The sequence below is a fragment of the Achromobacter deleyi genome (genome assembly GCF_013116765.2).
GTDB classification, from domain to species: domain Bacteria; phylum Pseudomonadota; class Gammaproteobacteria; order Burkholderiales; family Burkholderiaceae_B; genus Achromobacter; species Achromobacter deleyi_A.
This window is the reverse complement of the sequence record NZ_CP074375.1, coordinates 6263367-6286690: the sequence shown is the minus strand read 5'-3', so window position 1 is coordinate 6286690 and position 23324 is coordinate 6263367. Positions and strand designations below refer to the sequence as shown.

Here is a 23324-nt window from a genome sequence, read left to right as displayed (position 1 = left end):
AAATCGCTGTGCGATACGATCGTGTCATAAATAGATTAGCAAGCAAGAAGCCATGCGGCCAATTAGGGAGTTCCCCCTAGAGGCAATAAAAATTACTTGACTAAATTAGTATGAAATACAGAGGCGCGCGCCCCGGCGCGGTGCACTGGCGACGCACCGGAATGCAGCAGGCGGAAAGACTCAGGCCTCGTCGCTGGCCAAGGACATCGTGCCGCGCAAGGCGCCGCCGGGCGGCTCCATCTCGTAGAACGGATGCGAGCGGCCCAGCGTGCGCGATGCGCTGATGGCGTGCGCGGTTTCCACCACCTGCGGGCCGAACACGGCCTGCGCCTGCTCGAACGACCAGCGGCTGGAAGGCACGGACACGTTCACCGCCCCCAAGGGGGTGCCGCCCGCGTCCAGCACCGCCGCGCTGACCGTGATGTCGCCGGGATAGAACTCGCCGTTGGAGCGCGCATAGCCGTGGCGGCGCGCGAAGTCCAGTTCGGCCAGCAAGGCATCGATATCGGTGATGGTGTCGGCGGTGTACGGCTTGCGGTCGCAGCGTTCCAGCAGGCCGCGCGCCACGGCGGGGTCCAGTTTGGCCAGCACGGCCCGGCCGGCGGCCGTGCAGTACAAGGGCAGGCGCATGCCCACCGGCATGTTCACGAACATTTCCTTGTGCGTGGCGAAGCGCGCCACATAGACCATGTCCAGCCCGTCGGGCTCGGCCAGGCTGCAGGTCTCCTGGCTGTTGCGGTTCAAGGTATGCAGGAAGGGATTGCCGCCCAGCACCAGCGGGCTGGTCTGCACATATTTCATGCCCAGTTCCAGCGACCATGGCGCCAGCGAGAATTTCTTGCTGGCCGGGTCTTTGCGCAGATAGCCCAGCGTCCACAGCGTATGGGCAAAGCGCTGGACCGAGCTTTTGCTCAAGCCCGCGGCCTCCGCCAATTCCGGCAGCGTCATGGCGGGTTGTCCTTCGCTGAATGCCCGCAGGACGGAAACGCCGCGCGCCAGCGCCGCGATGAACAACGGGGAGTCCTCGGGATTGCGAGTCTGGGTCATGGCCCTGGGCATTGGTTGGGAAAACGTATAGCGTACCGCAGAACGGTTCGCCCATATCGCTGGGCGATTGCCAGAACCGGATGGAAAAAGAAAAGCGGTCCGCGTCGCGGACCGCCTTGGCTACCCTGCCCGCATCAGCGGATAGGCCACGGATACATGGCGCCGCCCTGGTTCCAGAGCGCGTTCGTGCCGCGCTGCAGGCCCAGTTTGCTGTCCTTGCCCACGTTGCGCTCGAACACTTCGCTGTAGTTGCCTACCGCCTTGATCGCGTTGTAGGCCCACTTCTCGTCCACGCCCATGTTCTTGCCGGCGCCCGGCGTCACGCCCAGGATGCGCAGGACGTTGGGGTTCTTGCTCTTGAGCATTTCGTCCACGTTCTTCTGCGTGATGCCGTATTCCTCGGCCTCCAGCAGCGCGAACAAGGTCCAGCGGATAATGCCCAGCCAGTTCTCGTCGCCCTGACGGACCATGGGCCCCAGGGGCTCTTTGGAGAAGCGCTCCGGCAGGATCTCGTAGTCATTGGGATTGGCGACCTGGGTCGCGCGCACGGCGGCCAGCTGCGAGGAATCGTCGGTGAAGGCGTCGCAGCGGCCGGATTCGAAGGCGCGCACGACTTCCGTCACCTTGTCGATCACGACCGGCTTGAACTCGATATTGTTCGCGCGGAACCAGTCGGCCAGATTCAGTTCGGTAGTGGTGCCCGGCTGCACGCAGACCGTGGCGCCGTTGAGTTCCTTGGCGCTCTTGACGCCCAGTTTCTTGTTCACCAGGATGCCCTGGCCGTCGTAGAAGCTGGCCGCGACGGCCGCCAGGCCCAGCGAGGTGTCGCGCGTCTGGGTCAGGGTGACGGTGCGCAGCAGCACGTCGACCTCGCCCGATTGCAGCGCGGTGAAGCGTTGCTGCGTGGACAGCGCGGTGCCCTTGAATTTGGTCGGGTCACCGAACACGGCTGCGGCAACCGCGCGGCAAATGTCCACGTCCATGCCTTCCCATTCGCCCTTGCTGTTCGTCGCGGAGAAGCCGGACACGCCGTCGGTCAGACCGCACTGCACGAACCCCTTCTTCTTCACCGCATCCAGAGTGGGGCCGGCCATCGCCGCCTGGGACGCGCAAGCCAGGGCAATCGCGCCGGCCGCAACCATGATAGTCCGCTTCATTTTGCCTCTCCTGAGATAGATGACCGCGCGCGCGGCTTGTAACCCGCTGCGGCTGAGACCGGGCCCTGCTTTACTGGGCCGGCCGCCAGATTAAGCGATGTCCACAGCGTGAACAACGCGCAGCCGCCTAGTGAAAACCCGAAGGGAATCTCGCGCCCCGCCAATTCCGCCGCTGTCCGGTGATCGAACTTTATCGGCTCCGCGGCGGACCGTCGGGCCTGTGCTTGCGTGCCATACTTTTTTTGCGCCTTTGTCCGATAGGCAGCAAAGCCGCAAGCCCTTAAAAAAGCCGGTCGCGTCACAAAAAAACTCAGGACGCGCATCGATATTCGGCCGATTCATGGAGGAGACAAGTCCATGGCACAAGCAAGCAAGTCGCAGCCCCGTCGCAACGCAGCAGCCGATCGCCGCCACACCCTCAGGACCCTGTTGTTCGCCGCCGTGGCGGCGACGGGACTGGCAGCAGGACCCGCCCATGCGGCGGACGACTGGCCCAGCAAGCCCATCAAGATCATCGTGCCGTACACGCCGGGCGGATCCACCGACATCGTCACCCGCATCGTGATGGAAAAGCTCGGGCCGCGCCTGAAGCAGACCATCATCGTGGAGAACCGGCCGGGGGCCAACAGCAGCGTCGGCTCGGCCATGGCCGCCAAGGCCGAGCCCGACGGGTACACCTTCCTGTCGATGCTGCCAGCCTTCATCATCAACTTCCATCTGTACAAGCTGAACTACACGCCGGCCGACCTGACGCCGGTGGTGCAGATGGCGGACCTGCCGCTGTTCCTGTTCGTTTCGGAAGAGCTGCCCGTCAAGACCGTGGCGGACCTCGTCGCCTACGCGCGCAAGAATCCCGACAAGCTCACCTACGCCTCCAGCGGCAACGGGTCCAGCGCGCACCTGACGGGCGCCGACTTCGCGCTGCAAAGCAAGATCACCATGACGCACGTGGCCTACAAGGGAAGCGCGCCCATCCTCACCGACCTGCTGGGCAACCGCGTGTCCATGGTGTTCGATCCCATCCTGGTGCCAATGCAGTACGTAAAGCAGAACCGCCTGAAGGCGCTGGCGTTCACTGGCAAGGAACGCTGGCCGACCGAACCCGGCATTCCCACCATGGAAGAAGCCGGCCTGCCCGGTTTCGTCACCGGCTCCTGGGCCGGGCTGATGGCCCCGGCCAATACGCCCAAGCCGATCATCGAACGCATGGCGCGCGAAATCAGCGAGATCGTCAAGGAACCCGACGTGAAGCAGAAGTTCGTGGACGCGGGATTCCTGCCCGTCGGCGGCACTCCCGCGCAGTTCGCGGAGCTGATGAAGACGGATTCGGCGCGCTATGCCGAAATCATCAAGCAGGCGCGCATCACCGTGGATTGAACGCGGGCGGGCGCCCCGTGCGCCCGCGCCGAACGGAGCCCTTCATGATCGACAAATTCATAGACACTCCCGAGGCCGCCGTCGCGGACATCCACGACGGCGCCACGGTGCTGATCAGCGGATTCGGCGGCGCCGGCATGCCCACCGAACTGATCCACGCGCTGATCGGCCAGGGCGCGCGCGAACTGACCGTCGTCAGCAACAACGCGGGCAACCGGGAAACCGGGCTGGCCGCGCTGATCAAGGCCGGACGCGTGCGCAAGGTCATCTGCTCGTTTCCCAAGGCCTCGCATTCCTGGGTCTTCGACGACCTCTATCGCCAAGGCCGCATTGAACTCGAATGCGTGCCGCAAGGAACCATCGCCGAGCGGCTGCGCGCGGCCGGCGCCGGCCTGGGCGGCTTCTACACCCCCACGGCCTTTGGCACCGAACTCGCACAGGGCAAGGAGACCCGCATGATCGACGGGCGCGGCCATGTGTTCGAAAAACCCCTGCACGGCGACTTCGCGCTGGTCAAGGCGGACCAGGCCGACCGCTGGGGCAACCTGACCTACCACAAGAGCGCGCGCAACTTCGGCCCCATCATGTGCATGGCGGCCAAGACCACCATCGTGCAGGTGCGCGCCAAGGTCGCGCTGGGCGAGTTGCCACCCGAAGCCGTGGTGACCCCCGGCATCTTCGTCCAGCGCGTCACCGAGGTGGCCAACGCCGCCTTCTCCAGCTAGGTCCTGCAGACACCGAAAGGAGCCCCGCATGTTTCATCCCCTGACCCTCGAGGCCATGGCGCGCCGCCTGGCCCTGGACATTCCCGATGGCAGCTACGTGAACCTGGGCATCGGCATGCCGGTGCTGGTGGCGGCCCACCTGCCCGCCGGCCGCGAGATCGTGCTGCACAGCGAAAACGGCATACTCGGCATGGGCCCGCCGCCGGCCGAGGCCGACATCAACCTGGACCTGATCAACGCCGGCAAGCAGCCCGTGACCTTGCTGGAAGGCGGCTCGTACTTCCATCATGCGGATTCGTTCGCGATGATGCGCGGCGGCCACCTGGACATCTGCGTCATGGGCGGCATGCAGGTCGCCGCCAACGGCGACCTGGCCAACTGGTCGCTCAACAAGCCCGGCGAAGCCCCGGCCGTGGGCGGCGCGATGGACCTGGCGGTGGGCGCGCGCAGCGTGTTCATCATGATGGAGCACAACAGCAAGAACGGCGATCCCAAGATCGTCGAACGCTGCACCTATCCGCTCACGGGCGCCGGCGTGGTGGACCGCATCTACACCGACCTGGCCGTCATCGACGTCACGCCGGACGGGCTGGTGGTTCGGGATATGATCGACGGCATGACTCTGAACGGACTGCAGGCGCGCACCGGCGCGCCCTTGCGCGCAGGCTGATGCCGCCCAATCTTCCCCCTCCCGGCTATGCCGCGCCGCTTGCGGCGGAAGACCATCCCGATCAGCTGCGCGGCGATCCGGACTACATGCTGACGCTTGCGCGCGGCCTGCACGTGATCCGCGCCTTCGGCACGCGCCGCCATCCGCAGACCGCAGCTGAACTGAGCCGGCGCGCCGGCCTGCCCCGCGCGGTCGTGCAGCGCTGCCTGCATACGCTGATGCTGCTGGGCATCGCCGAGCAGCACGACCGGCTCTACGTGCTGACGCCGCGCATCCTGGGGCTGGGCTATGCCTACTTTTCCTCCACGCCCTTCGTCTCGCTGGCTCAACCGGTGCTGGAAGAACTGAGCGCAACGGTGAACGAGACTTGCGCGCTGGCCATCATGGAAGGCCACGAGATGCTGTACCTGGCGCGCTCGGAAGTGAACCGCCTGCTGGCGACCTCGATGGGACTGGGCAGCAGGTTGCCGGCGTACTGCACGTCCATTGGCCGCGTGCTGCTGGCGCAACTGCCCGAGCCCGCGCTCGCGCGCTACTTCGCCGCGACCGATCTGCAGCCTTACACCGAATTCACACTGACCACCGAGGCGAAGCTGCGGACGGAGCTGATCCGCATCCGCGAACAGGACTACGCGGTGGTCGACCAGGAGCTGGAACTGAACGTGCGCGCGATCTCGGTGCCCGTGCGGTCGGCCAGCGGCAAGGCTTGCGGCGCGGTGAATGTCAGCGTGAAGGCCGCGCGCGTGCCCTTGAACCGCCTGACGGACGAATTCCTGCCGCCCTTGCGGCAGGCCGTGGAAAGAATCGGTGAATTCCTGGCCGCGTGAGCGGACAGGCTACAGGTCCGTCGTATCCAGCGTGAAGGCCGCGGCGGCGCGGCCGATGCGGTCGTTGACCGCATGCCAGTCGTCGGTCGCGGGCGGCGCCTGCACGACGATGCGCGCATAGCCCTGCCCGTCCAGGTCGCGCAGCAAGCCGTACAGGGCCTGCGCATAACGCGCCGGATCCGCCGGCACCGGCTGCCATTGCACGCGGGCATCGGCCGTGGGCGGCTGGACGCCATAGGCCACCACCACCACCTTGCCTTCGGGCAGGTTGCGCCCTTGCACGACGTCTTGCAGACGCTCGTCGGAGGCCAGTTCAAGCGGCGTGCGCGGCGCGTAATGCGCCTTCAGCGTGCCCGAGGCGCGTGGCGCGGCGGCGTCGGGCGCGAACACCTGCACGCCCAGCACGGCCTCGATCTGCGCGGCGCTGATGTGGCCGGGACGCAGCAGCACCGGCCCCGCGCCGAGGTCCAGGCGCGACAGGTCAAGAATGGTGGACTCGATGCCGACTTCCGAGGCGCCGCCTTCCAGCACCGGCATGCCGGCCGCGACTTCCTCGGGAAACTCGCTGCGGACGTGCTCGGCGCGCGTAGGAGACACCTGGCCGAACTTGTTGGCCGACGGAGCGGCCACGCCGCCCTGCCCGTTCGGCTTGCCCGCCGCGAACGCCGCCAGCAGCGCCTGCGCCACCGGATGCGAGGGGCAGCGGATGCCGATGCTGTCCTGGCCGCCGCTCACCGTGTCGACGATGTGCGGCGCGCGCTTGAGGATCAAGGTCAGCGGGCCGGGCCAGAACGCGTCGATCAGCAGGCGCGCCTCGGGCGGCACCTGAGCCGCCCAGTACGACACGTCGCCTTGCGGCGCGATGTGCACGATCACCGGGTGGTTGGAAGGCCGGCCCTTGGCCGCATAGATCCTGGCCACCGCTTGCGGGTTTTCCGCGTCCGCGCCCAGGCCGTAGACGGTCTCGGTGGGGAAGGCGGCCAGTTCGCCGTCCAGCATGCGCTGCGCGGCGTGGGCGATCTCCGCGGGGCTGGCGGAATCAGACGGGGGCAGTGGCATATCGGATCGCCGCGGCCTATTCGGGCGCTTGCATGCCCAGCGCCGCCGCCACGCGGGCGGCATCGGCGCGAGCCTGCTGCAGCGTGGAGGCCACGATCGTGATGTGGCCCATCTTGCGGCCACGGCGCGCCTCGCGCTTGCCGTACAGATGCAGCTTGGCCGTGGGCACCGCCAGCGCGGCGGCCCAGTCGGGTTCGCGCTGGGTAGTGGCGGTGTCGGACGCGTACCAGATGTCGCCCAGGATGTTCAGCATGACGGCGGGCGCCAGCAGGTCCGAGCTGCCCAGGGGCAGGCCGGCCATGGCGCGCGCCTGCTGCTCGAACTGGCTGGTGACGCAGGCGTCCATCGTGTAGTGGCCGCTGTTGTGCGGACGCGGCGCGATCTCGTTGACGATCAGGCCGCCGTCCTGAAGCACGAAGAACTCCACGCACAGCACGCCGTGGTAGCCCAGGCCCTGCGCAATGGCTTGCGCCGCTTCGGTCGCGCGAGCCTGGCGTTCGGCATGGGCCGCGTCCTGCAACACGGGCGCCGCGGTGGACACGGCCAGGATGCCGTCGCGATGCACGTTGCGCGCCACGGGGAACACCACCGTCGCGCCGTCGAAGCCGCGCGCGATGACCACCGAGATTTCGTAATCCAGCGGCATCAGCGCTTCCAGCACGCAGGCCACGCCGCCAAACTCCGCGAAAGCGGCCAGCGCTTCTTCGCGCGTGCTGATGCGGGCCTGGCCCTTGCCGTCGTAGCCCAGGCGGGCGACTTTCAGGATGCCGGGGAACAGGGCTTGCGGCGCGGCGCGCAGGTCCGCCTCGCTGCGGATGGCGGCATGCGGCGCGACGGGGATGCCCTGCGAGGCGATGAAGGTCTTTTCGGCGATGCGGTCCTGCACGATCGCCACCGCGTCGGCGGCGGGGCTGACGCGGCAGCGGGTGGCCAGGGTCCGCAGGCTGTCGGCGGGGACGTTCTCGAATTCGGTGGTGACGGCCTGACAGGTCTGGGCCAGGCGCGCGAGGCCGGCCTCGTCGTCATAAGCGGCCTGGATGTGCATGTCCGCGACCATGCCGGCCGGGCACTCGGCGGCCGGGTCCAGGACCGCGACCTTGTAACCCAGGCTTTGCGCCGCGTGGCAGAACATGCGGCCCAACTGGCCGCCGCCCAGCAAACCCAGCCAGCCGCCGGGAGCAATCATGAAAGCAGTAGATTGAGTCATTCGCATCAGGCCTCGGGCGGAACCTTCATGTCGCGCGCGGCCTGCGTCTGGCGGGCGCGGAACGCCACCAGCTTCTTGTGCAGGCCGGCGTCGGTGCCCGCCAGCGTGGCGATCACGTGCAGGGCGGCGTTGGCCGCGCCCGCTTCGCCGATGGCAAAAGTCGCCACCGGAACGCCCTTGGGCATCTGCACGATGGACAGCAGCGAGTCTTCGCCGCGCAGGTATTTGGACGGGACCGGCACGCCGAACACCGGGACTTCGGTGAGGGCCGCCATCATGCCCGGCAGATGCGCGGCGCCGCCGGCGCCGGCGATGATGCCGCGCAGGCCGCGCTGGTGCGCGGCCGCGCCGTATTCGGCCATGTCTTGCGGCATGCGGTGCGCGGAGATCACGCGGGCCTCATAGGCCACGCCGAAGTCCTCCAGCATGGTCACTGCGTGCTTCATGACCTCCCAATCGCTGGAAGAACCCATAATCACGCCCACCACGGGGGTGGCCTCTGCCGCTGCGGAAGTCTTGGCTGTCATAACCGGTGTCAAAGAGTTGAGACCGCGGCGCGTGGGCCGCGGAATGTCAAAGGACCGCGGAACCAGCCCGCGAAACCCGGTATTTTACCCGGCGCCGGCGACCTGCTACGGCGCGGCCGCGGTTCCCAGCAAAAGATAGCTTTCGGGATTGTCCGGGCAAGGCCCGAAACCGCATTCCAGCGTGGTGCTGCCGACATTGGCCAGCGTGGCGATGAAAAACAGGGCCATGACCATGACGCCCAGCGCCGAGACGGGCTTTTTCAGCATGCTGTCGCCCCATTTGCGGTCCGCGGACAGCATCAATACGCAGAATACGATGATGGCCGAAAAGGCGATGAACGCCCAGGTGTAGAAGTGCAGGCCCAGGAATGGCGTGCCGTAACCCGGATCGCCGGGCGCGATGTGCAGGAGCACCTGCCGGCCCGACGCCACCATGCCGCCCAGCGAGGCCGCGATGCTCATCGCGTAGTGCATCGGGGATGGCCCCAGCCGCATGTTCAGCAGAAAACCCACTCCGGCCAGGATCAGCGCGACGCGCTGGAGCAGGCACAAGGGGCATGGCAGTTCGTCATAGGCGAACTGCCAGACGAAGGCCATCCAGAGGATGGCGCTGACGCCCAGCAGGGCCAGGCCGTTCAGGATGCGGGAACCGCGCGCGGGATTGCGGGAGAAGATCATCGCCGCGCTTTACAACGACAGCGCCAGCGGGCTGGTCATGTGATATTGGCACCAGGCGGCGAATATCCCGAGAGTGAGCAGCCAGAAGGTCACGCAGGGGCGGCGCCTTCCCAGCATCCCGAACCATACTGCGACCATTCCGGTCAGGAAAGGCAACATCATTACCATGCGTAGCTCCTCTCGACTTGCATCCCGAATAAAGCAGCCGACGAGTATAACGTAACATTCCGAAATAATTACTATCGAAAGCCCTGACTTTATGTTTCTGCGACGAGTCCGAGGGCAAAAAAAAACCGCTCAGGCATGAGCGGTTTTTTCAGGCGGCCTGCGATCAGGCGATCAGGCGATCCAGGGCTTCGCGGTACTTGGCGGCCGTCTTTTCCAGCACCTCCTGGGGCAGGCGCGGCGCGGGCGGGGTCTTGTCCCAGGTCTGGGTTTCCAGCCAGTCGCGCACGAACTGCTTGTCGAACGACGGGGGGCTGATGCCCACGCGATAGCCGTCGGCGGGCCAGAAGCGCGACGAATCGGGCGTCAGCACTTCGTCCATCAGGTGCAGCGTGCCGTTATCGTCCAGGCCGAATTCGAACTTGGTGTCGGCAATGATGATGCCCTTGGTAGCCGCGAACCGGGCGGCCTCGGCATACAGCCTGAGCGTGACGTCGCGGATGCGCTCGGCCATTTCCTGGCCGACTTCCTTGACCACGTGCGCGAAGTCCACGTTTTCGTCGTGCATGCCGAATTCGGCCTTGGCGGCGGGCGTGAAGATGGGCTCGGGCAACTGGCTGGCCTGCTGCAGGCCGGCGGGCAGCTTGATGCCGCAGACGGCGCCGGTGGCCTGGTAGTCCTTCCAGCCGGAGCCGATCAGGTAGCCGCGGGCAACCGCTTCCACCAGGATGGGCTTCAGGCGCTTGACCACGACGGCGCGGCCGCGCACCTGGTCCACTTCGTCCGGCGCCACCACGTCTTCAGGCTTCACGCCCGTGGAGTGGTTCGGCAGGATGTGGGCCAGCTTCTGCAACCAGAATTCGGTCAGCTCGGTCAGCACCTGTCCCTTGCCGGGAATGGGGTCATCAAGGATCACATCGAAGGCGGAGATGCGATCCGACGCGACGATCAGCAACTTGTCGTCGCCGACCGCGTACATATCGCGCACCTTACCGCGGCCCAGCAGCGGCAAGGACTTGATGCTGGATTCATGCAAAGCAGAAGTCACGGGAATGGCCTATGGCAAAAATGAAGATTCCCGCCGCGGGCGGGCGCCAGGGCGGGAAGTAGAACGAAATCGGACACTGTGCGAGGGTTGCGCCGGAACGCGGACCCTGCAAAGCGCATAGATTACTGCAAATAAGTTCGCCTTGCCGGGCCCCAGGGGCCGGGTTAGGCTCTCTTTCCCAACACACTATTCGCGCCGACCGCCCAGGCGTCACGGCGCTGACCCACTGCCCGGAGACAGAGTCGTATGCAGGATGCTTCCCTCAAACGCACGCCCCACGCCGACGCGCAGGTACACATGACAGGCGGATGCCAGTGCGGCGCGGTCCGTTACGCCGTCACCGACGAGCCCCTCATGGCCGCCACCTGTCATTGCCGGGACTGTCAGTATTCCAGCGGCGGCGCCCCGGCCCACGCCCTGATCTTCGCGGCCGGCGCCGTGACGCTGCTGCGCGGCCAGGCCAAGGAACACCGCTACAAGGGAGAGTCCGGCCACACGGTCATGCGCAGCTTCTGCGCAGCCTGTGGCACGCCGCTGTTCGGCGGCTCGGAAGGCCAGGGCTACGAGGTCGTGCGCGCCGGCTCCCTGGACGACCCGGAGGCGTTCCACGCCAAGGCCAGCCTGTGGACGGCATCCGCGCCGTCATGGCACCACGTGGACCGCAGCATTCCGCATTTCCCGAAGAACTCGCCAGAATGAGAAGGGCCCCCACGCCGCACTCGCTGCGCTCGCTTGCTGCCCCCCGAGGGGGTTGCCCCGCCTTGGGGCGGCCCCCGCGCCGCACTGGCGCGGCCACGCGTGAAACCCGCACAAAACAAAAAGGGCTGGCCCGCAAGGACCAGCCCTTTTTCCTGTGCCACGCCCCGCAAGGGGCGCTGGCGCGGGAGGCTTACTGAACCACTTGGGCCAGCTTGCCCGATGCGTACTGCGCGGCGATTTCGGTCAGCGGCAGCGCCTTGATCTTGCTGGCGTTGCCGGCGGTGCCGAATTCCGTGTAGCGAGCCACACAGATCGCCTTGGCGGCGGCGCGGGCGGGCTTCAGGTATTCGCGCGGGTCGAACTTTTCGGGGTTCTCGGCGAAGAAGCGGCGGATCGCGCCGGTCATGGCCAGACGGATATCGGTGTCGATATTGATCTTGCGCACGCCGTACTTGATGGCTTCCTGGATTTCCTCTACCGGCACGCCGTAGGTTTCCTTCATGTTGCCGCCGAATTCACGGATCTCGGCCAGCAGTTCCTGCGGCACGCTGGAGCTGCCGTGCATCACCAGGTGGGTGTTGGGCAGGCGGGCGTGGATTTCCTTGATGCGCGAGATCGACAGGATGTCGCCGGTGGGCTTGCGCGTGAACTTGTAGGCGCCGTGGCTGGTGCCGATGGCAATGGCCAGCGCGTCGAGCTGCGTGCGGCGCACGAAGTCGGCGGCCTGCTCCGGGTCGGTCAGCAGCTGATCCATGGTCAGCTTGCCGTCGGCGCCGTGGCCGTCTTCCTTGTCACCTTCCATGGTTTCCAGGGAACCCAGGCAGCCCAGTTCGCCTTCGACCGTCACGCCCAGCTTGTGCGCGATGTCCACGACCTTCTTGGTCACTTCGACGTTGTAGTCGTAGTCGGCGATGGTCTTGCCATCTTCCTTGAGCGAACCGTCCATCATGACGCTGGAGAATCCCAGGTCGATGGCGCCTTGGCAGACCTTGGGGGACTGGCCGTGATCCTGGTGCATGACCACGGGGATATGCGGGTAGGACTCAACGGCGGCCTGGATCAGGTGCTTCAGGAAGCCTTCGCCTGCGTACTTGCGCGCGCCGGCCGAGGCCTGCATGATCACCGGGCTGTCGGTCTCCGCCGCGGCTTCCATGATGGCCTGGACTTGCTCCAGGTTGTTGACGTTGAAAGCCGGAATGCCGTAGCCGTGCTCGGCGGCGTGGTCGAGCAACTGGCGCATGGAGACTAGGGCCATGAGTGGTCCTCCTTAGGTACTGTCTATTGAAAGATGGTTGAAGTCCTGCTGAATGGGGTGATTTTACGGGGGAATCGAAGAAAGGTCTTGCAACGGCCGGTATCCTATCCCTTCAGGCGATGCCGAACGGCGTAGGCCGGGCTGCAGCCCTCCCCCTTATGACGCAGACGCGGGCGGGGCCCACCCCACCCCGCCCCGCCCCGCCAGCACGCTTCGGCCTTCAGGCCGCCTTGGGCACGGCGATCCGTCCCGCCCAGGGCTGGGCCACCTCCAATTGGGCAGACAGCGCCAGCACCACGTCTTCACGGCCGTAGCGGCCGGCCACCTGCACGCCGACAGGCAGGCCGGCGCCGGTCCAGACCAGCGGCAGGCTGGCCGCCGGTTGACCGGAGGCATTGAACGCGGCCGAGAACGTGCCATAGGTGGCGACCTTGCGGCGGAAGTCCAGGAACGAGCCGTTGGCTGTGGAGAGCTCGCCGAGCTTCAAGGGCAGCTGGGTCAGCGATGGCGACAGGATGGCGTCATAGCCCTGCATATAGGCATCCAGGATCCGCCCGATGGCGTGGAAACGGTTCACGCTGGCGATGTACTGCGCCGCCGGTAGCGTCTTGCCATATTCATAGCCCTGGCGCAGTACGGGTTCCAGGTCATCGTCGCGCAGCGGTTGGCCGGTGAGGCCCAGTCGCGTGTCCACCGACAGCACGATATTGCCGGCCAACACGTTGGCGTGGGCCAGCACAAAGGCCTCGTATTCGATATCCGGCGGCACGCCATCGACGACTTCGTGCCCCAGTTCCCGGCACAGCGTCGCCGCGCGTTCGACGGCCGCCACGCATTCGGGCGCCACCGGGACGCCGTTCCAGGCGCTGCGCCAAAGGACGATGCGCAGCTTGCGCGGCGGCTCGGCCAGTGCCTGCAGGTAGGAAGCGGGACCGGCCGGGGCCGCATAGGGCGCGCCCGGCTCATGGCCGCCGATGGCGTCCAGCGCGGCGGCGGTGTCGCGCACCGAGCGTGACAGCACGCCATCGGTCGCCAGCCCGCCCCAGCCTTCGCCGCGGAAGGGCCCCATCGGCACGCGCCCGCGCGAAACCTTCAGGCCGTAGACGCCACAGGCGGCCGCCGGAATGCGGATCGAACCGCCGCCGTCGCTGCCATGCGCCAGCGGCACGATGCCGGCGGCCACCGCCGCCGCCGCGCCGCCGCTGGATCCGCCCGACGAGCGGGTCGGATCCCAGGGATTGCGGGTCGGGCCGCCGTTGCGCGCCGCCTCGGTGGTGGGCGCCATGCAGAATTCGGGCACGGTGGTGCGAGCAAACGGAATCAGGCCGGCGGCTTCGAACCGGTCCGCCAGTGTTGCGTTGCGCGCATAGCCAGTGTCGTTCAGCAGGCGCGAACCCAGGCTGGACGGAAAGCGCGTGTGCGCCAGCGCGGAATCCTTCAACAGAAACGGAATGGCGCCGAACACCCCGCGCGGCTGCCAGCCGCGGGCCACGTCCAGCGATTCTTCAAAGCGCTCATAGCACAGCGCGTTCATTGCTGGCGCACGTTCCCGCGCCAGCTTGATGGCGCAGGCCATCAGCTCTTCAGCGCCGACCTCGCGCCGCGCCAGCAAATCGGCCAGCGCCAGCCCGTCCAGCAACTGATACTCGGTGTCACGCATACTGCTTGCTCCTGTTTGAGGGGTCCGACAGCGTCTCCAGATCGGGCTTGTTCCAGGCCTTGCCCGGCACCGAATCGATCAGGCGGCGCGTGTATTCATGTTGGGGGTGATAGAAAATCGTGGCGGCGCGGTCCAGCTCCACCAGTTGCCCTTGCCGCATCACCGCTATGCGGTCGCAGATCTGGGCCGCGACGCGCAGGTCGTGCGTGATGAACAGCACCGACAGGTCAAACTGCCCGCTCACGGTCTTGAGCAGGTCCAGCACCTGGGCCTGAATGGACACGTCCAGCGCCGACACCGCTTCATCGGCCACCAGCAGCCGTGGCTTGAGCGCCAGCGCGCGGGCGATGCCGACCCGCTGGCGCTGGCCGCCCGAGAACTGGTGCGGATAGCGGTCGCCGGCGTCGCCGCCCAATCCCACCAATTCCAGCAGTTCGCGAGCCTGGCGCAATGCGGTCTTGCGGTTCTCGCCGAAGGCGATCGGGCCCTGCGCCACCGCTTCGATGACCCGATGGCGCGGATTGAGCGATGCATACGGGTCCTGGAACACCATCTGGATCTGGCGGCGGTAGGGGCGGAAGTCCCGCGGTTTCATGCCCACCAGTTCCTGGCCTTCCATGCGCACGCTGCCGCTGTCGGGCGAGATCAGCCCGATCAGCGTGCGCCCCAGCGTGGACTTGCCCGACCCGGACTCGCCGACCAGCCCCAGGGTCTCCCCCTGCCGGATTTCCAGCGAGATATCGCGCAGCGCGTCCACCCGCCGCCCTCCGGTGGCGAAGGTCTTGCACAATTTCTCCACCACCATCAGCGGCTGCGCGGCGGCGGCCTCGTCCTTGCCCTGTGGCTTGTGCGGTACCGCCGCAATCAGCTGACGGGTGTAGGGATGCTGCGGGCGGTTCAGGATGTCTTCGGCGGCGCCTGACTCCACCACCGTTCCCTTGCGCATCACCACGATGCGGTCGGCGATGTCGGCCACCACGCCGAAATCGTGGGTAATGAAGATGACGCCGATGCCCATGCGACGCTGGATGTCCTTGATCAGATCCAGGATCTGCGCCTGCGTGGTGACGTCCAGCGCGGTCGTGGGTTCGTCGGCGATCAGCACGTCCGGCTCCAGCGCCAGGGCCATCGCGATCACAACGCGCTGGCGCTGTCCGCCCGAAAGCTGGAACGGAAAGGCGTCGTACATGGCCTGCGGGTCGGGCAGCAGCACCTGGCCGAACAGATCCAGCACGCGCTGCTTGCGGGCGGCGGCGCCCAGGTTGGTGTGGCGTTCCAGAACCTCGTCCACCTGCCGGCCCACGCGCATGATGGGATTGAGCGCCGTCATGGGTTCCTGGAACACCATGCCGAACGACCTGCCGCGCAGGCCGTACCAGTCGGTGGCTGACAGGCTGACCAGATCGCGCCCGCTGTACAGGATCTGTCCCTGGGTGACGCTCAGTTGATCGGCAGGCAGCAGCCCCATGATGGCGTGCGCCGTCACCGATTTGCCCGAGCCCGATTCGCCCACCACGCACAGGATCTCGTTGCGGTTCACGGTATAGGACACGCCCTGCACCACCGTCGGTCCGCCATGGGCGGCCGTCACGCTGAGATCACGGATTTCCAGCAGCGCGCTCATCACGTCGTCCTCCTGCGGGCCAGTTTGGGATTGAGGGCGTCGTTGAGCGCCTCGCCGATCAGGTTGAGCGACAACACCGTCATCAGGATCGCGATGCCGGGAAACACGCTCATCCACCAGGCGTCGCGCAGCACGCTGCGCGACGCGCCGATGATGTAGCCCCAGGTCATGGCGTTGGGATCGCCCAGGCCCAGGAAGCTCAAGGCGGATTCCAGCAGGATGGAGCTGGCGATCATCAGGGAGCCCGACACAATGACGGGCGACAGGCTGTTGGGCAGGATCTGCGTGAGGATGATGCGCAGGTTGGACTGGCCCGATAGCATCGCCGCCTGTACGAACTCGCGGTTCTTCAGGCTCATGAATTCCGCCCGCACCAGACGCGCCAGCGGCGGCCAGGACACCACGGCGATCGCGAAGATCACCGTGCCCATGTTGGGCGTCAGGATCGCCACCAGCACCACCGCCAGGAAGAAACTGGGGATGGTCTGGAACAGCTCGATGAAGCCGACGATGGCCTGGTCCACGCGGCCGCCGTAGAACCCGGCCAGCGCGCCGACGGTAATGCCCACCAGGATGGACACCGCCGTGGACACCGCGGCCAGCACCAGCGTGATGCGCGAGCCATAGGCGATGCCCGTGGCAATGTCGCGGCCCAGCGTATCGGTGCCCAGCAGAGCGCCGTCGGACAGCGGCGGCATGAAGGGACCATTGATGATGTCCCACGGGCTGTCGGGAAATATCCAGCTCGCGGTGATCGCCACCAGCGTCACCAGCGCCAGCACGATCAGGCCCATGATGCCGCCCTTGTTGCGGCAGAACGATTGCATGAACGCTTTCATTTGAGTTCGATCCTGGGATCCGCCACCGTGTACAGAATGTCGGTGATGAGGTTGACCACGACCACGATCAGAGAGGCCACGAAGAACACGCCTAGCAGCACGCTGTAGTCGCGCTGGATCAGCGCGTCGAACGCCAGGCGTCCGATGCCGGGCCACGCAAAGACCGTTTCCACCAGCAGCGACCCGCCGATCAGCCCGCCAGCCTGGATGCCGGCGTAGGTGATGACGGGCAACAGCGCATTGCGCAGCACGTGGCGCACGATCACGGTGCGCTCGGACAGACCCTTGGCGCGCGCCGTCTTCACGAAGTCCAGCTGGCTGATTTCCAGGATGGAAGCGCGCGTCAGCCTGGCGTAGACCGCCATGTAGAACATGCCCAGGGTCAGCGCCGGCAGCAGCAGGTGCTTGGCCACGTCGGCCACGCGGGCCAGCCCGGTCAGGTTGGCGCCGACGCTCTCAAAGCCGAAGGCGGGCAGCCATTCCAGGTTCACGGAAAACAACAGCACCAGCATCAGTCCCACCCAGAACAGCGGAGTGGCGTAGGCCAGCATCGACAGGGTTGTGATGACGGTGTCGCCCCACTTCCCCACCCGCAACGCGGCCTGCGTGCCCAGGCTTACCCCCGCCAGCAGCGCAAACGCGAAGGCCGACAGGGTCAGCAGCAAGGTGGCCGGCAGGTGCTGCAGGATCAGGCTGGATACCGAGGCCTGCTGGCGATAGGAAAACCCCAGGTCGAATGTGGCGACGTTCTTGAGGTAATGCCCCAGCTGCACCGCCATCGGCTTGTCCAACCCGAATTCCTGGCGCAGCTTGGCGATGAACTCGGCGTCCACCGCGCCCGACTGCCCGGCCAGGATTTCCGCCGGGTCGCCCGGCGCGGCCCGCACCAGGAAGAAATTGAAGAGCGCGATCATCAGCAGAACCAGGACGCTCTTGACCACCCGGTTCGCCAGAAACTTGGCGATCTTCTTCATTCTTTGGACAGCCAGGTGTCGCTTTGCGTGTCCACCACGCCCAGCGCGGTCGTCACGGCGTCATGCACTCGCTTGTTCAGCAGGGTCGAGTAGTTGGTGTCGGCCAGCCACAGCACAGGCACATCTTCCACCAGGATCCGCTGCACCTCGCTGTACAGCTTCTGGCGCTCTTCGTCGGTGGCGGCGGTGGCCGCGGCGTTGAACAGCTCATCGACCTTGGGGTTGTTGTACTGCGACGTGTTGGTGAACATCAGCCCCTTCTTGATGTTGCTGCCCAGATAGGTGCGAGACACGCCGATGGCCGGATCGCCATACTGGAACACGCCGTTGGACCCCATGTCGAAGTCCCAGTTGCCCACGCGGCTGGTCCAGCCGCCCACGTCGGTATTCTCCAGCGTCACAACCACGCCGATCTTGGCCAGGTTCTGCTTGATGTATTCGGCGACGCGGCGCTGCATCTCGCCGTAGGGCAGCGGAATCAGGCCGACCGAGGCGCGCACGCCCTTGGCGTCCGGCTTCAGGCCCATCTCGTCCAGCAGGGCAATGGCCTTCTTCGGATCGTAGGGGTACTGCTTGACGTTGGCGTCGTAGAAGCGCGTGTTGTGATGGATGGGGCCGGTGGCGACCGTGCCCGCGCCGAACATGATCTTGTCGGCGATGAACTGGCGGTTGATGCCGTACATCAGCGCCTGGCGGAAGCGCTTGTCCGCAAACGGCTGGCGGCCGCCATTCAGTTCGATCCATTGCATCGTGGACCAGTATTCATAACCCTTGTGGGTCTGCGTGATGCCGGGCAGCTTGGCCACGCGCGCGACGTCCACGGGCTCGATGTCCTGCAGCCAGGCCTGCAGCACCGTGCCCTGCTCCAGCGCCACGCGCCGCGACGCGGAGTCGGGAATCACGCGGTAGGTAATGCCGTCCAGGTAGGGGCGGCCTTCCTTCCAGTAGTGCTCGTTCTTGACCAGTTCGATGTAGGAGCCGCGCTCCCAGCGCTTGAACTTGAACGGCCCCGTGCCCACCGGCGCATTGTTGTTCGGGTTCTGCCCGATCGGCGTCTCCACGTCGTACAGGTGCCTGGGCAGGATCGCGCCCCCGCCGATATCGAACGCATACAAAAACGCGGAGTACGGCTGCTTCAGCTTGAATACGACCGTCTGCGCATCCGGCGCCGAGACCTCTTGCACGTTCGACATCAGCGTGCGGGTGCGGGGCGTGTTGGCGAGGATCTTGGTGTAGGTGAACACCACATCGTCGGACGAGAACGGCTTGCCATCATGCCACTGCACCTTCGGCTGCAAATGGAAGGTGTAGGTCAGGCGATCCTCTGACACGTCCCAGGACCTGGCCAGGCCGGGTTGCGGCTTCAGGTCGAAGGAATAGGTCAGCAGGCTTTCGAAGATCTTGCCCGCCACCAATTGCGTGCTTGCCACCTGCTGGACCGCCACGTTCAAGGTGGGCGGCTCGGGACTCAGGATGGCGGTCAGAACGCCGCCGTATTGCGGCGTTTCCGCGGCGTGCGACAGGGACGGGGCAAAGGGCAGCAGACTGGCGGCGGCCAGGGCGCAACGCGCCACTACGCGCCGGGCGTTGAAGGGATTCATGGCAGGACTTCCGTATGTAGAGGAGGGATCGCGGGCTGGCTCAGGCTTGCAGCGGCTCGACGCCGCACCAGTCGTGGATGAAGAGCGCCAGCGAGGTCGCGACGCGCACCATGCTGTCCACCGACACGCATTCGTTGAAGCCGTGCACGTTCTGCACCTTCGGCCCGTAGCAGGTCACCGGCACATCCATCATCAGGCGGAAATGCCGGCCGTCGGTGGTCGCCGTCAGCGCCGTGGGTTGAGGCAGTTCGCCCGCCACGCGGCGATGCGCATCGGCCAACAATTGCATGGCGGGAACGTCCAGGTCGTATTCGCAGCCGGGCGCGTGGAAACCTTCGTAGCGAATGTCGATGCGCACGTCGCTGTCGGTCAGGCCGGCCTCGACCGCGCGGATCCGCGCCTCGACCAGCTGCTTGGCGGCTTCGATGGTCATGTCCGGGTAGCAGGCGATGCGCATGCCCAGCGTGCAGACGCTGGGCACCGACGAATTCCAGTCGCCGGCGTGGATCTGGCCCAGGTTGAAATTGATGGGGTGCGCGTGTTCACGATAGGCGGGGTGCCGGTTCTCCGGCAGGTTCCATTCGTGCTCAAGCGCTTTCATCGCGTCGACGATGCGCAGGCCGGTCTCGACCGGATTGACGCCGGTGGTCATGTAGGCCGCGTGCGCGGGCCGGCCGACGATATCCACGTACATCCAGTACACGCCAAGCTGCGCGCTCATCATGCGTTCGTGCGTGGGTTCGGGAATGACGACCGCGTCGAACGCGCTGAGCTTGGCTGCCGCGATGGCGCTTTGCAGCGCTGATACCGTTGCCAGCGTGCCGTTGCCCGTGTTCTCTTCTTCCAGCACGCCGTTGAAGCCGACGGCGCCGGCGGGCTGCATGCCCAGGTCCTGCAAGGCCTTGAACGCCGCCAGCGCGCAGATGATGCCCGCCTTCATGTCGCCCGCCCCGCGCCCATACAGCCAGCCATCGCGCAGCTCGCCATCGAAAGGCGCGGGGTCCCAGAGTTCATGCGGGCCGGTGGGCACCACGTCCAGGTGGCCGTTGAACAGCACGGCGCGGCCGCCCGGGCCTCGCGGTTCATGGCGCGCCAGCACGTTGTAGCGCCCGCCATCGGGGCAGCAGGCGGGCGAATACAGCGGCAGGTTCTTGAGCTCTTCCGTCCGCAGCGCAATGCGCTCGGAACTCAGGCCCAGGTCGGCCAGCGCGCCTTCCAGGAACTGGGCGGCGGACATTTCCTGGCCGGGCAGGCTGCGGCATTGCACGAACCCGGTCAGCGTATCGGTCATGTACTGGCGAAGTTTGCCCACGGCTCCGGCGATCTGGGCCTGGTCAAGGCTGGCTGCTGCGACGGCGGTCATTGCATTCCCCTTCTGAGTATGAAATCAATGAAATCGTGAGTATCAATAATTGATACTTAGATATCTATATTTGGCATGATAGAGTTCACGAAAGCGTGCGGCAATACGGAAACCATGGGTGATTTCCCTAGCCCTGCCAGAAAACACTTGCCGCTACATTGCGTATCCCGCGTGCTGATCGCAACGCGCCGATGCAACGCCGCAAAGACAAAAAGAATTGGAGTAATCAACATGGCCACAACCGAGACCCGGTTCAACCAATCCCTGGCGAAAGGCTTCGGCATCCTGGAGGCTTTTTCCAGCCATCCTGGCCCGCTCAGCCTGAACGAACTGACGGAACTGTCGGGGCTGGACCGCAGCTCGACTCAGCGCATGCTGCATACGCTGGTGGCGCTGGGCTATCTGGAACGCGGCAGCAATCAGCGCGGCTACGTGCTGGGCAAGAAGATCCTGGACCGCACCTTTGACTTCCTGCGCAGCCATCCGCTCCTGGAACGCGCCACCCCCATCCTGGAGCAGCTGCAGCAGGAATGCGGCGAACGCGTCGACCTGAGCCTGTTCGACGATCTGACCATCGTCTACGCCCTGCGCCGCCAGACCAAGCGCCAGACCTTCTACGCCACGCTGGTGGGCCGGCGCATGCCTACGTTCTCGTCATCGGGCGGCCGCGCGATCATGTCGCACCTGGCCGACGCCGAAGTCGACGACATCCTGTCGCGCAGCGACTTGCGGCCGCTGACCCCCAAGACCATCGTCGACCCCGACCTGATCCGCCAGCGCGTGCGCGAGGCGCGCGTGCAGGGCTACGCCATCTGCCTGGAAGAAAGCATGGTGGGCGAGATCGTGCTGGCCAGCGCCGTGGTCGACCATAGCGGACGTCCGCTGGCCGCCATCCACATTTCCGGCCTGCTGGCCGAATGGACGCTGGACTCCTTTACCCAGCGCTTCAGCTCGCTGGCGGTCTCCGCCGCGCGCGCGCTCAGCGGGCGCCCCAACCGCAACTGATAGCGCATCCCCCCTCGCCATTCGCGGGAAATCCCTAGCACCGGCCGCCTTGCGCGGCCGGACGCACTGTTGCACCATAAGCCGCTTGGATTCTTCAGTATCAATATTTGATACTGAAGACTTAACGCATTGGCGTCCCACCACATGCCACGGCCGCCATCCAAGGAGGTTTGCCTTGAAGTGCAATATCGTCCGCCGCGCCCTGCTGCAGGGCCTGCTGGCCGCCGCCGCGATCGCCGCCACCCCGGCCGTGTCCGCCGCCGACTCCCAACCGCAGTACGGCGGCATCCTGACCGCCATCCTGAATCCCGAGCCCCCAAATCTGAACGTCGCCATGCAACAGGTGGGCACGACGCAGATGGTGGCCGGGAAAGTCTATGAAAGCCTGCTGACGTATTCCTTCGACCTGAAGCCGATGCCCAGCCTGGCCAAGTCCTGGGATGTATCGGCCGATCAGCTGACCTACACGTTCCACCTGCAGCCCAACGCGCAGTGGCACGACGGCAAGCCCTTCACGTCGGCCGACGTGCTGTTCTCGTACAAGCAGATCCTGGCCAACACGCCGCGCACGCGCTCGCTGATGCGCTACATCCGGGACATCACCGCGCCCGACGAGCACACGGTGATCTTCCACCTGAAGGAACGGTATTCCGCCTTTCTGTATGCCTTCGATATCGGCGGCGGCGTGATTCTGCCCAAGCACCTGTACGACGTGGACACGCCGCTGGCGCAGAACCCGCACAACAATGCGCCGGTGGGCACCGGGCCGTTCAAGTTCAAGCGCTGGGAACGCGGCTCCTACATCGAGCTGGTCAAGAACGAGCACTACTGGAAGAAAGGACGCCCCTACCTGGACGGCATCACCTACCGCGTCATCCCGGACGCCGCGTCGCGCCGGCTGGCGCTGGAGCAACGGACCGTTCAGCAGGCCTGGCTGCAGGACATAGAACCGTTCGACATGCCGCGCGTGGCCAAGCTGGCGCACATCAATGTCACCCAGAAGGGCTATGAATATTGGTCCACCCTGCACTGGATCGAAATGAACGAGGCGCGCAAGCCGATGGACGACAAGCGCTTCCGGCAAGCGGTGATGTACGCCATTGACCGCGAATTCATCGCCAAGCGCATCATGTTCGGAATGGGCACGGTGTCGACCGGCCCGTTTCACCGCAACACGCGCTTCTACGATCCCAACATCAAGCAGTACCCCTACGATCCGAAGAAAGCCATTGCCCTGCTGGACGAAATGGGCCTGAAGCCGGACGCCAAGGGCGTGCGCGTGAAGTTGGGGCTGATCCCCAATCCCTATGGCGAAATGCAGCGCCGCATCGCCGAATACACCAAGCAAAGCCTGGGCAAGGTCGGCATCGTCATCGACATCGAGAGCACCGACGTCGGCGGCTGGACCTCGCGCATGGGCAACTGGGATTTCGACATGGCCTACAACGGCGTATTCCAGTATGGCGATCCGGCCATCGGCGTGTCGCGCACCTACGTCAGCAGCAACATCAAGAAAGGCTTGGCGTTCACCAACACCTCGCAGTACCGCAACCCCAAGGTGGACGAACTGTTCGACCAGGCCGCCACGGCCCCCACCGACGAGGAACGCCAGCGGCTGTATACGGAAGTTCAGAAGATTCTGGCGGAAGAGGTGCCGCTTGCCTGGATCGACGACACCAACTACTCCACGTTCCTGGACAAGCGCGTGCACGGCGCCATCGCCACGGGTCTGGGCGCGGTGGACACGTACGCGGACGCCTGGCTGGAGCCGAAATAAGATCAAGCGCGGGCAAGCCGGGCGAGGCGGTCACGCCGCG

The 23324-nt window shown here is 65.8% G+C and carries 22 protein-coding genes; 7 read left to right on the top strand and 15 right to left on the bottom strand.

The genetic code is table 11. The annotated features are described in order from the left end of the window. Positions 1-180: 180 nt before the first annotated feature. Both HLG70_RS28585 and HLG70_RS28580 read right to left on the bottom strand, forming a co-directional pair. Positions 181-1047, bottom strand: a complete 867-nt coding sequence (locus HLG70_RS28585; protein WP_171666765.1) for an IclR family transcriptional regulator — start codon at positions 1045-1047, stop codon at positions 181-183. A 134-nt stretch (positions 1048-1181) separates the two neighbouring features. Next, the gene (locus tag HLG70_RS28580; protein WP_171666763.1) at positions 1182-2204 is read right to left on the bottom strand and encodes an amino acid ABC transporter substrate-binding protein; all 1023 of its coding nucleotides are present in this window, start codon (positions 2202-2204) and stop codon (positions 1182-1184) included. A 357-nt stretch (positions 2205-2561) separates the two neighbouring features. Here HLG70_RS28580 and HLG70_RS28575 point away from each other — a divergent pair, with 357 nt between their 5' ends. The 4 genes from HLG70_RS28575 to HLG70_RS28560 are packed head-to-tail and all read left to right on the top strand — an operon-like array spanning position 2562 to position 5803. Next, a complete protein-coding gene (locus HLG70_RS28575; RefSeq protein WP_171666761.1) occupies positions 2562-3581 on the top strand; it encodes a Bug family tripartite tricarboxylate transporter substrate binding protein in 1020 nt (339 codons plus the stop codon). Between the two features lie 44 nt (positions 3582-3625). Next, entirely contained in the window at positions 3626-4306 is a 681-nt protein-coding gene (locus HLG70_RS28570) for a 3-oxoacid CoA-transferase subunit A (protein WP_171666759.1), read from the top strand. A 28-nt stretch (positions 4307-4334) separates the two neighbouring features. Continuing rightward, positions 4335-4976 (top strand): 3-oxoacid CoA-transferase subunit B, encoded by a 642-nt coding sequence (locus HLG70_RS28565; RefSeq protein ID WP_171666757.1) that lies wholly within the window; start codon positions 4335-4337, stop codon positions 4974-4976. Continuing rightward, a complete protein-coding gene (locus HLG70_RS28560) occupies positions 4976-5803 on the top strand; it encodes an IclR family transcriptional regulator domain-containing protein (RefSeq protein WP_171666755.1) in 828 nt (275 codons plus the stop codon). The genes HLG70_RS28565 and HLG70_RS28560 overlap by 1 nt, the downstream gene beginning before the upstream one ends. Positions 5804-5812: 9 nt before the next feature. Here the strand turns inward: HLG70_RS28560 and HLG70_RS28555 are convergent, their stop codons facing one another. The 6 genes from HLG70_RS28555 to HLG70_RS28530 all read right to left on the bottom strand — a co-directional run bounded on the left by HLG70_RS28555 (position 5813) and on the right by HLG70_RS28530 (position 10487). Next, positions 5813-6862: an L-threonylcarbamoyladenylate synthase gene (locus HLG70_RS28555; protein WP_171666753.1), complete on the bottom strand. Its 1050-nt coding sequence runs from the start codon at positions 6860-6862 to the stop codon at positions 5813-5815. A 16-nt stretch (positions 6863-6878) separates the two neighbouring features. Beyond that, the gene (locus HLG70_RS28550) at positions 6879-8069 is read right to left on the bottom strand and encodes a 5-(carboxyamino)imidazole ribonucleotide synthase (protein WP_171666751.1); all 1191 of its coding nucleotides are present in this window, start codon (positions 8067-8069) and stop codon (positions 6879-6881) included. A gap of 5 nt (positions 8070-8074) precedes the next feature. Continuing rightward, positions 8075-8596 (bottom strand): 5-(carboxyamino)imidazole ribonucleotide mutase, encoded by a 522-nt coding sequence (purE, locus tag HLG70_RS28545; RefSeq protein WP_171666749.1) that lies wholly within the window; start codon positions 8594-8596, stop codon positions 8075-8077. Positions 8597-8701: 105 nt separating this feature from the next. Then, entirely contained in the window at positions 8702-9274 is a 573-nt protein-coding gene (locus HLG70_RS28540) for a disulfide bond formation protein B (protein ID WP_171666747.1), read from the bottom strand. Positions 9275-9283: 9 nt separating this feature from the next. Next, positions 9284-9442, bottom strand: coding sequence for a DUF5993 family protein (locus tag HLG70_RS28535; protein ID WP_326491125.1), 159 nt, complete (start codon positions 9440-9442; stop codon positions 9284-9286). A gap of 163 nt (positions 9443-9605) precedes the next feature. Then, positions 9606-10487, bottom strand: a complete 882-nt coding sequence (locus tag HLG70_RS28530; RefSeq protein ID WP_171666745.1) for a phosphoribosylaminoimidazolesuccinocarboxamide synthase — start codon at positions 10485-10487, stop codon at positions 9606-9608. Between the two features lie 246 nt (positions 10488-10733). Here HLG70_RS28530 and HLG70_RS28525 point away from each other — a divergent pair, with 246 nt between their 5' ends. Beyond that, positions 10734-11186: a GFA family protein gene (locus tag HLG70_RS28525; RefSeq protein ID WP_171666743.1), complete on the top strand. Its 453-nt coding sequence runs from the start codon at positions 10734-10736 to the stop codon at positions 11184-11186. 190 nt (positions 11187-11376) lie between these two features. Here HLG70_RS28525 and fba read toward each other — a convergent pair whose 3' ends face one another. The 7 genes from fba to HLG70_RS28490 form a co-directional block, all read right to left on the bottom strand. Next, positions 11377-12441, bottom strand: a complete 1065-nt coding sequence (fba, locus tag HLG70_RS28520) for a class II fructose-bisphosphate aldolase (RefSeq protein ID WP_171666741.1) — start codon at positions 12439-12441, stop codon at positions 11377-11379. A 220-nt stretch (positions 12442-12661) separates the two neighbouring features. After that, positions 12662-14101, bottom strand: coding sequence for an amidase (locus tag HLG70_RS28515; RefSeq protein WP_171666739.1), 1440 nt, complete (start codon positions 14099-14101; stop codon positions 12662-12664). Further along, complete coding sequence (locus tag HLG70_RS28510; protein WP_171666737.1) at positions 14094-15725, bottom strand: ABC transporter ATP-binding protein; 1632 nt, start codon at positions 15723-15725, stop codon at positions 14094-14096. Before HLG70_RS28510 ends, HLG70_RS28515 begins: the two co-directional genes overlap by 8 nt. Further along, entirely contained in the window at positions 15725-16564 is an 840-nt protein-coding gene (locus tag HLG70_RS28505; protein ID WP_171666735.1) for an ABC transporter permease, read from the bottom strand. Before HLG70_RS28505 ends, HLG70_RS28510 begins: the two co-directional genes overlap by 1 nt. Continuing rightward, on the bottom strand, positions 16561-17538 hold the full coding sequence (locus tag HLG70_RS28500) for an ABC transporter permease (protein WP_171666733.1): 978 nt from the start codon (positions 17536-17538) through the stop codon (positions 16561-16563). Before HLG70_RS28500 ends, HLG70_RS28505 begins: the two co-directional genes overlap by 4 nt. Next, the gene (locus HLG70_RS28495; RefSeq protein ID WP_171666731.1) at positions 17535-19139 is read right to left on the bottom strand and encodes an ABC transporter substrate-binding protein; all 1605 of its coding nucleotides are present in this window, start codon (positions 19137-19139) and stop codon (positions 17535-17537) included. The genes HLG70_RS28500 and HLG70_RS28495 overlap by 4 nt, the downstream gene beginning before the upstream one ends. Positions 19140-19179: 40 nt before the next feature. Beyond that, positions 19180-20502: an ArgE/DapE family deacylase gene (locus HLG70_RS28490; RefSeq protein WP_171666729.1), complete on the bottom strand. Its 1323-nt coding sequence runs from the start codon at positions 20500-20502 to the stop codon at positions 19180-19182. A gap of 231 nt (positions 20503-20733) precedes the next feature. Between HLG70_RS28490 and HLG70_RS28485 the strand changes: the two genes are divergently transcribed. Continuing rightward, positions 20734-21507, top strand: coding sequence for an IclR family transcriptional regulator (locus tag HLG70_RS28485; protein WP_171666727.1), 774 nt, complete (start codon positions 20734-20736; stop codon positions 21505-21507). A 175-nt stretch (positions 21508-21682) separates the two neighbouring features. Further along, the gene (locus tag HLG70_RS28480; RefSeq protein WP_171666726.1) at positions 21683-23284 is read left to right on the top strand and encodes an ABC transporter substrate-binding protein; all 1602 of its coding nucleotides are present in this window, start codon (positions 21683-21685) and stop codon (positions 23282-23284) included. The last annotated feature ends 40 nt before the right edge of the window (positions 23285-23324 follow it).

Coding starts and splice junctions, on each gene's coding strand:
- HLG70_RS28585 (WP_171666765.1), bottom strand. CDS start 1,047: ATGACCCAGACTCGCAATCCCGAGGACTCCCCGTTGTTCATCGCGGCG.
- HLG70_RS28580 (WP_171666763.1), bottom strand. CDS start 2,204: ATGAAGCGGACTATCATGGTTGCGGCCGGCGCGATTGCCCTGGCTTGC.
- HLG70_RS28575 (WP_171666761.1), top strand. CDS start 2,562: ATGGCACAAGCAAGCAAGTCGCAGCCCCGTCGCAACGCAGCAGCCGAT.
- HLG70_RS28570 (WP_171666759.1), top strand. CDS start 3,626: ATGATCGACAAATTCATAGACACTCCCGAGGCCGCCGTCGCGGACATC.
- HLG70_RS28565 (WP_171666757.1), top strand. CDS start 4,335: ATGTTTCATCCCCTGACCCTCGAGGCCATGGCGCGCCGCCTGGCCCTG.
- HLG70_RS28560 (WP_171666755.1), top strand. CDS start 4,976: ATGCCGCCCAATCTTCCCCCTCCCGGCTATGCCGCGCCGCTTGCGGCG.
- HLG70_RS28555 (WP_171666753.1), bottom strand. CDS start 6,862: ATGCCACTGCCCCCGTCTGATTCCGCCAGCCCCGCGGAGATCGCCCAC.
- HLG70_RS28550 (WP_171666751.1), bottom strand. CDS start 8,069: ATGACTCAATCTACTGCTTTCATGATTGCTCCCGGCGGCTGGCTGGGT.
- purE (WP_171666749.1), bottom strand. CDS start 8,596: ATGACAGCCAAGACTTCCGCAGCGGCAGAGGCCACCCCCGTGGTGGGC.
- HLG70_RS28540 (WP_171666747.1), bottom strand. CDS start 9,274: ATGATCTTCTCCCGCAATCCCGCGCGCGGTTCCCGCATCCTGAACGGC.
- HLG70_RS28535 (WP_326491125.1), bottom strand. CDS start 9,442: ATGGTAATGATGTTGCCTTTCCTGACCGGAATGGTCGCAGTATGGTTC.
- HLG70_RS28525 (WP_171666743.1), top strand. CDS start 10,734: ATGCAGGATGCTTCCCTCAAACGCACGCCCCACGCCGACGCGCAGGTA.
- fba (WP_171666741.1), bottom strand. CDS start 12,441: ATGGCCCTAGTCTCCATGCGCCAGTTGCTCGACCACGCCGCCGAGCAC.
- HLG70_RS28515 (WP_171666739.1), bottom strand. CDS start 14,101: ATGCGTGACACCGAGTATCAGTTGCTGGACGGGCTGGCGCTGGCCGAT.
- HLG70_RS28510 (WP_171666737.1), bottom strand. CDS start 15,725: ATGAGCGCGCTGCTGGAAATCCGTGATCTCAGCGTGACGGCCGCCCAT.
- HLG70_RS28505 (WP_171666735.1), bottom strand. CDS start 16,564: ATGAAAGCGTTCATGCAATCGTTCTGCCGCAACAAGGGCGGCATCATG.
- HLG70_RS28500 (WP_171666733.1), bottom strand. CDS start 17,538: ATGAAGAAGATCGCCAAGTTTCTGGCGAACCGGGTGGTCAAGAGCGTC.
- HLG70_RS28495 (WP_171666731.1), bottom strand. CDS start 19,139: ATGAATCCCTTCAACGCCCGGCGCGTAGTGGCGCGTTGCGCCCTGGCC.
- HLG70_RS28490 (WP_171666729.1), bottom strand. CDS start 20,502: ATGACCGCCGTCGCAGCAGCCAGCCTTGACCAGGCCCAGATCGCCGGA.
- HLG70_RS28485 (WP_171666727.1), top strand. CDS start 20,734: ATGGCCACAACCGAGACCCGGTTCAACCAATCCCTGGCGAAAGGCTTC.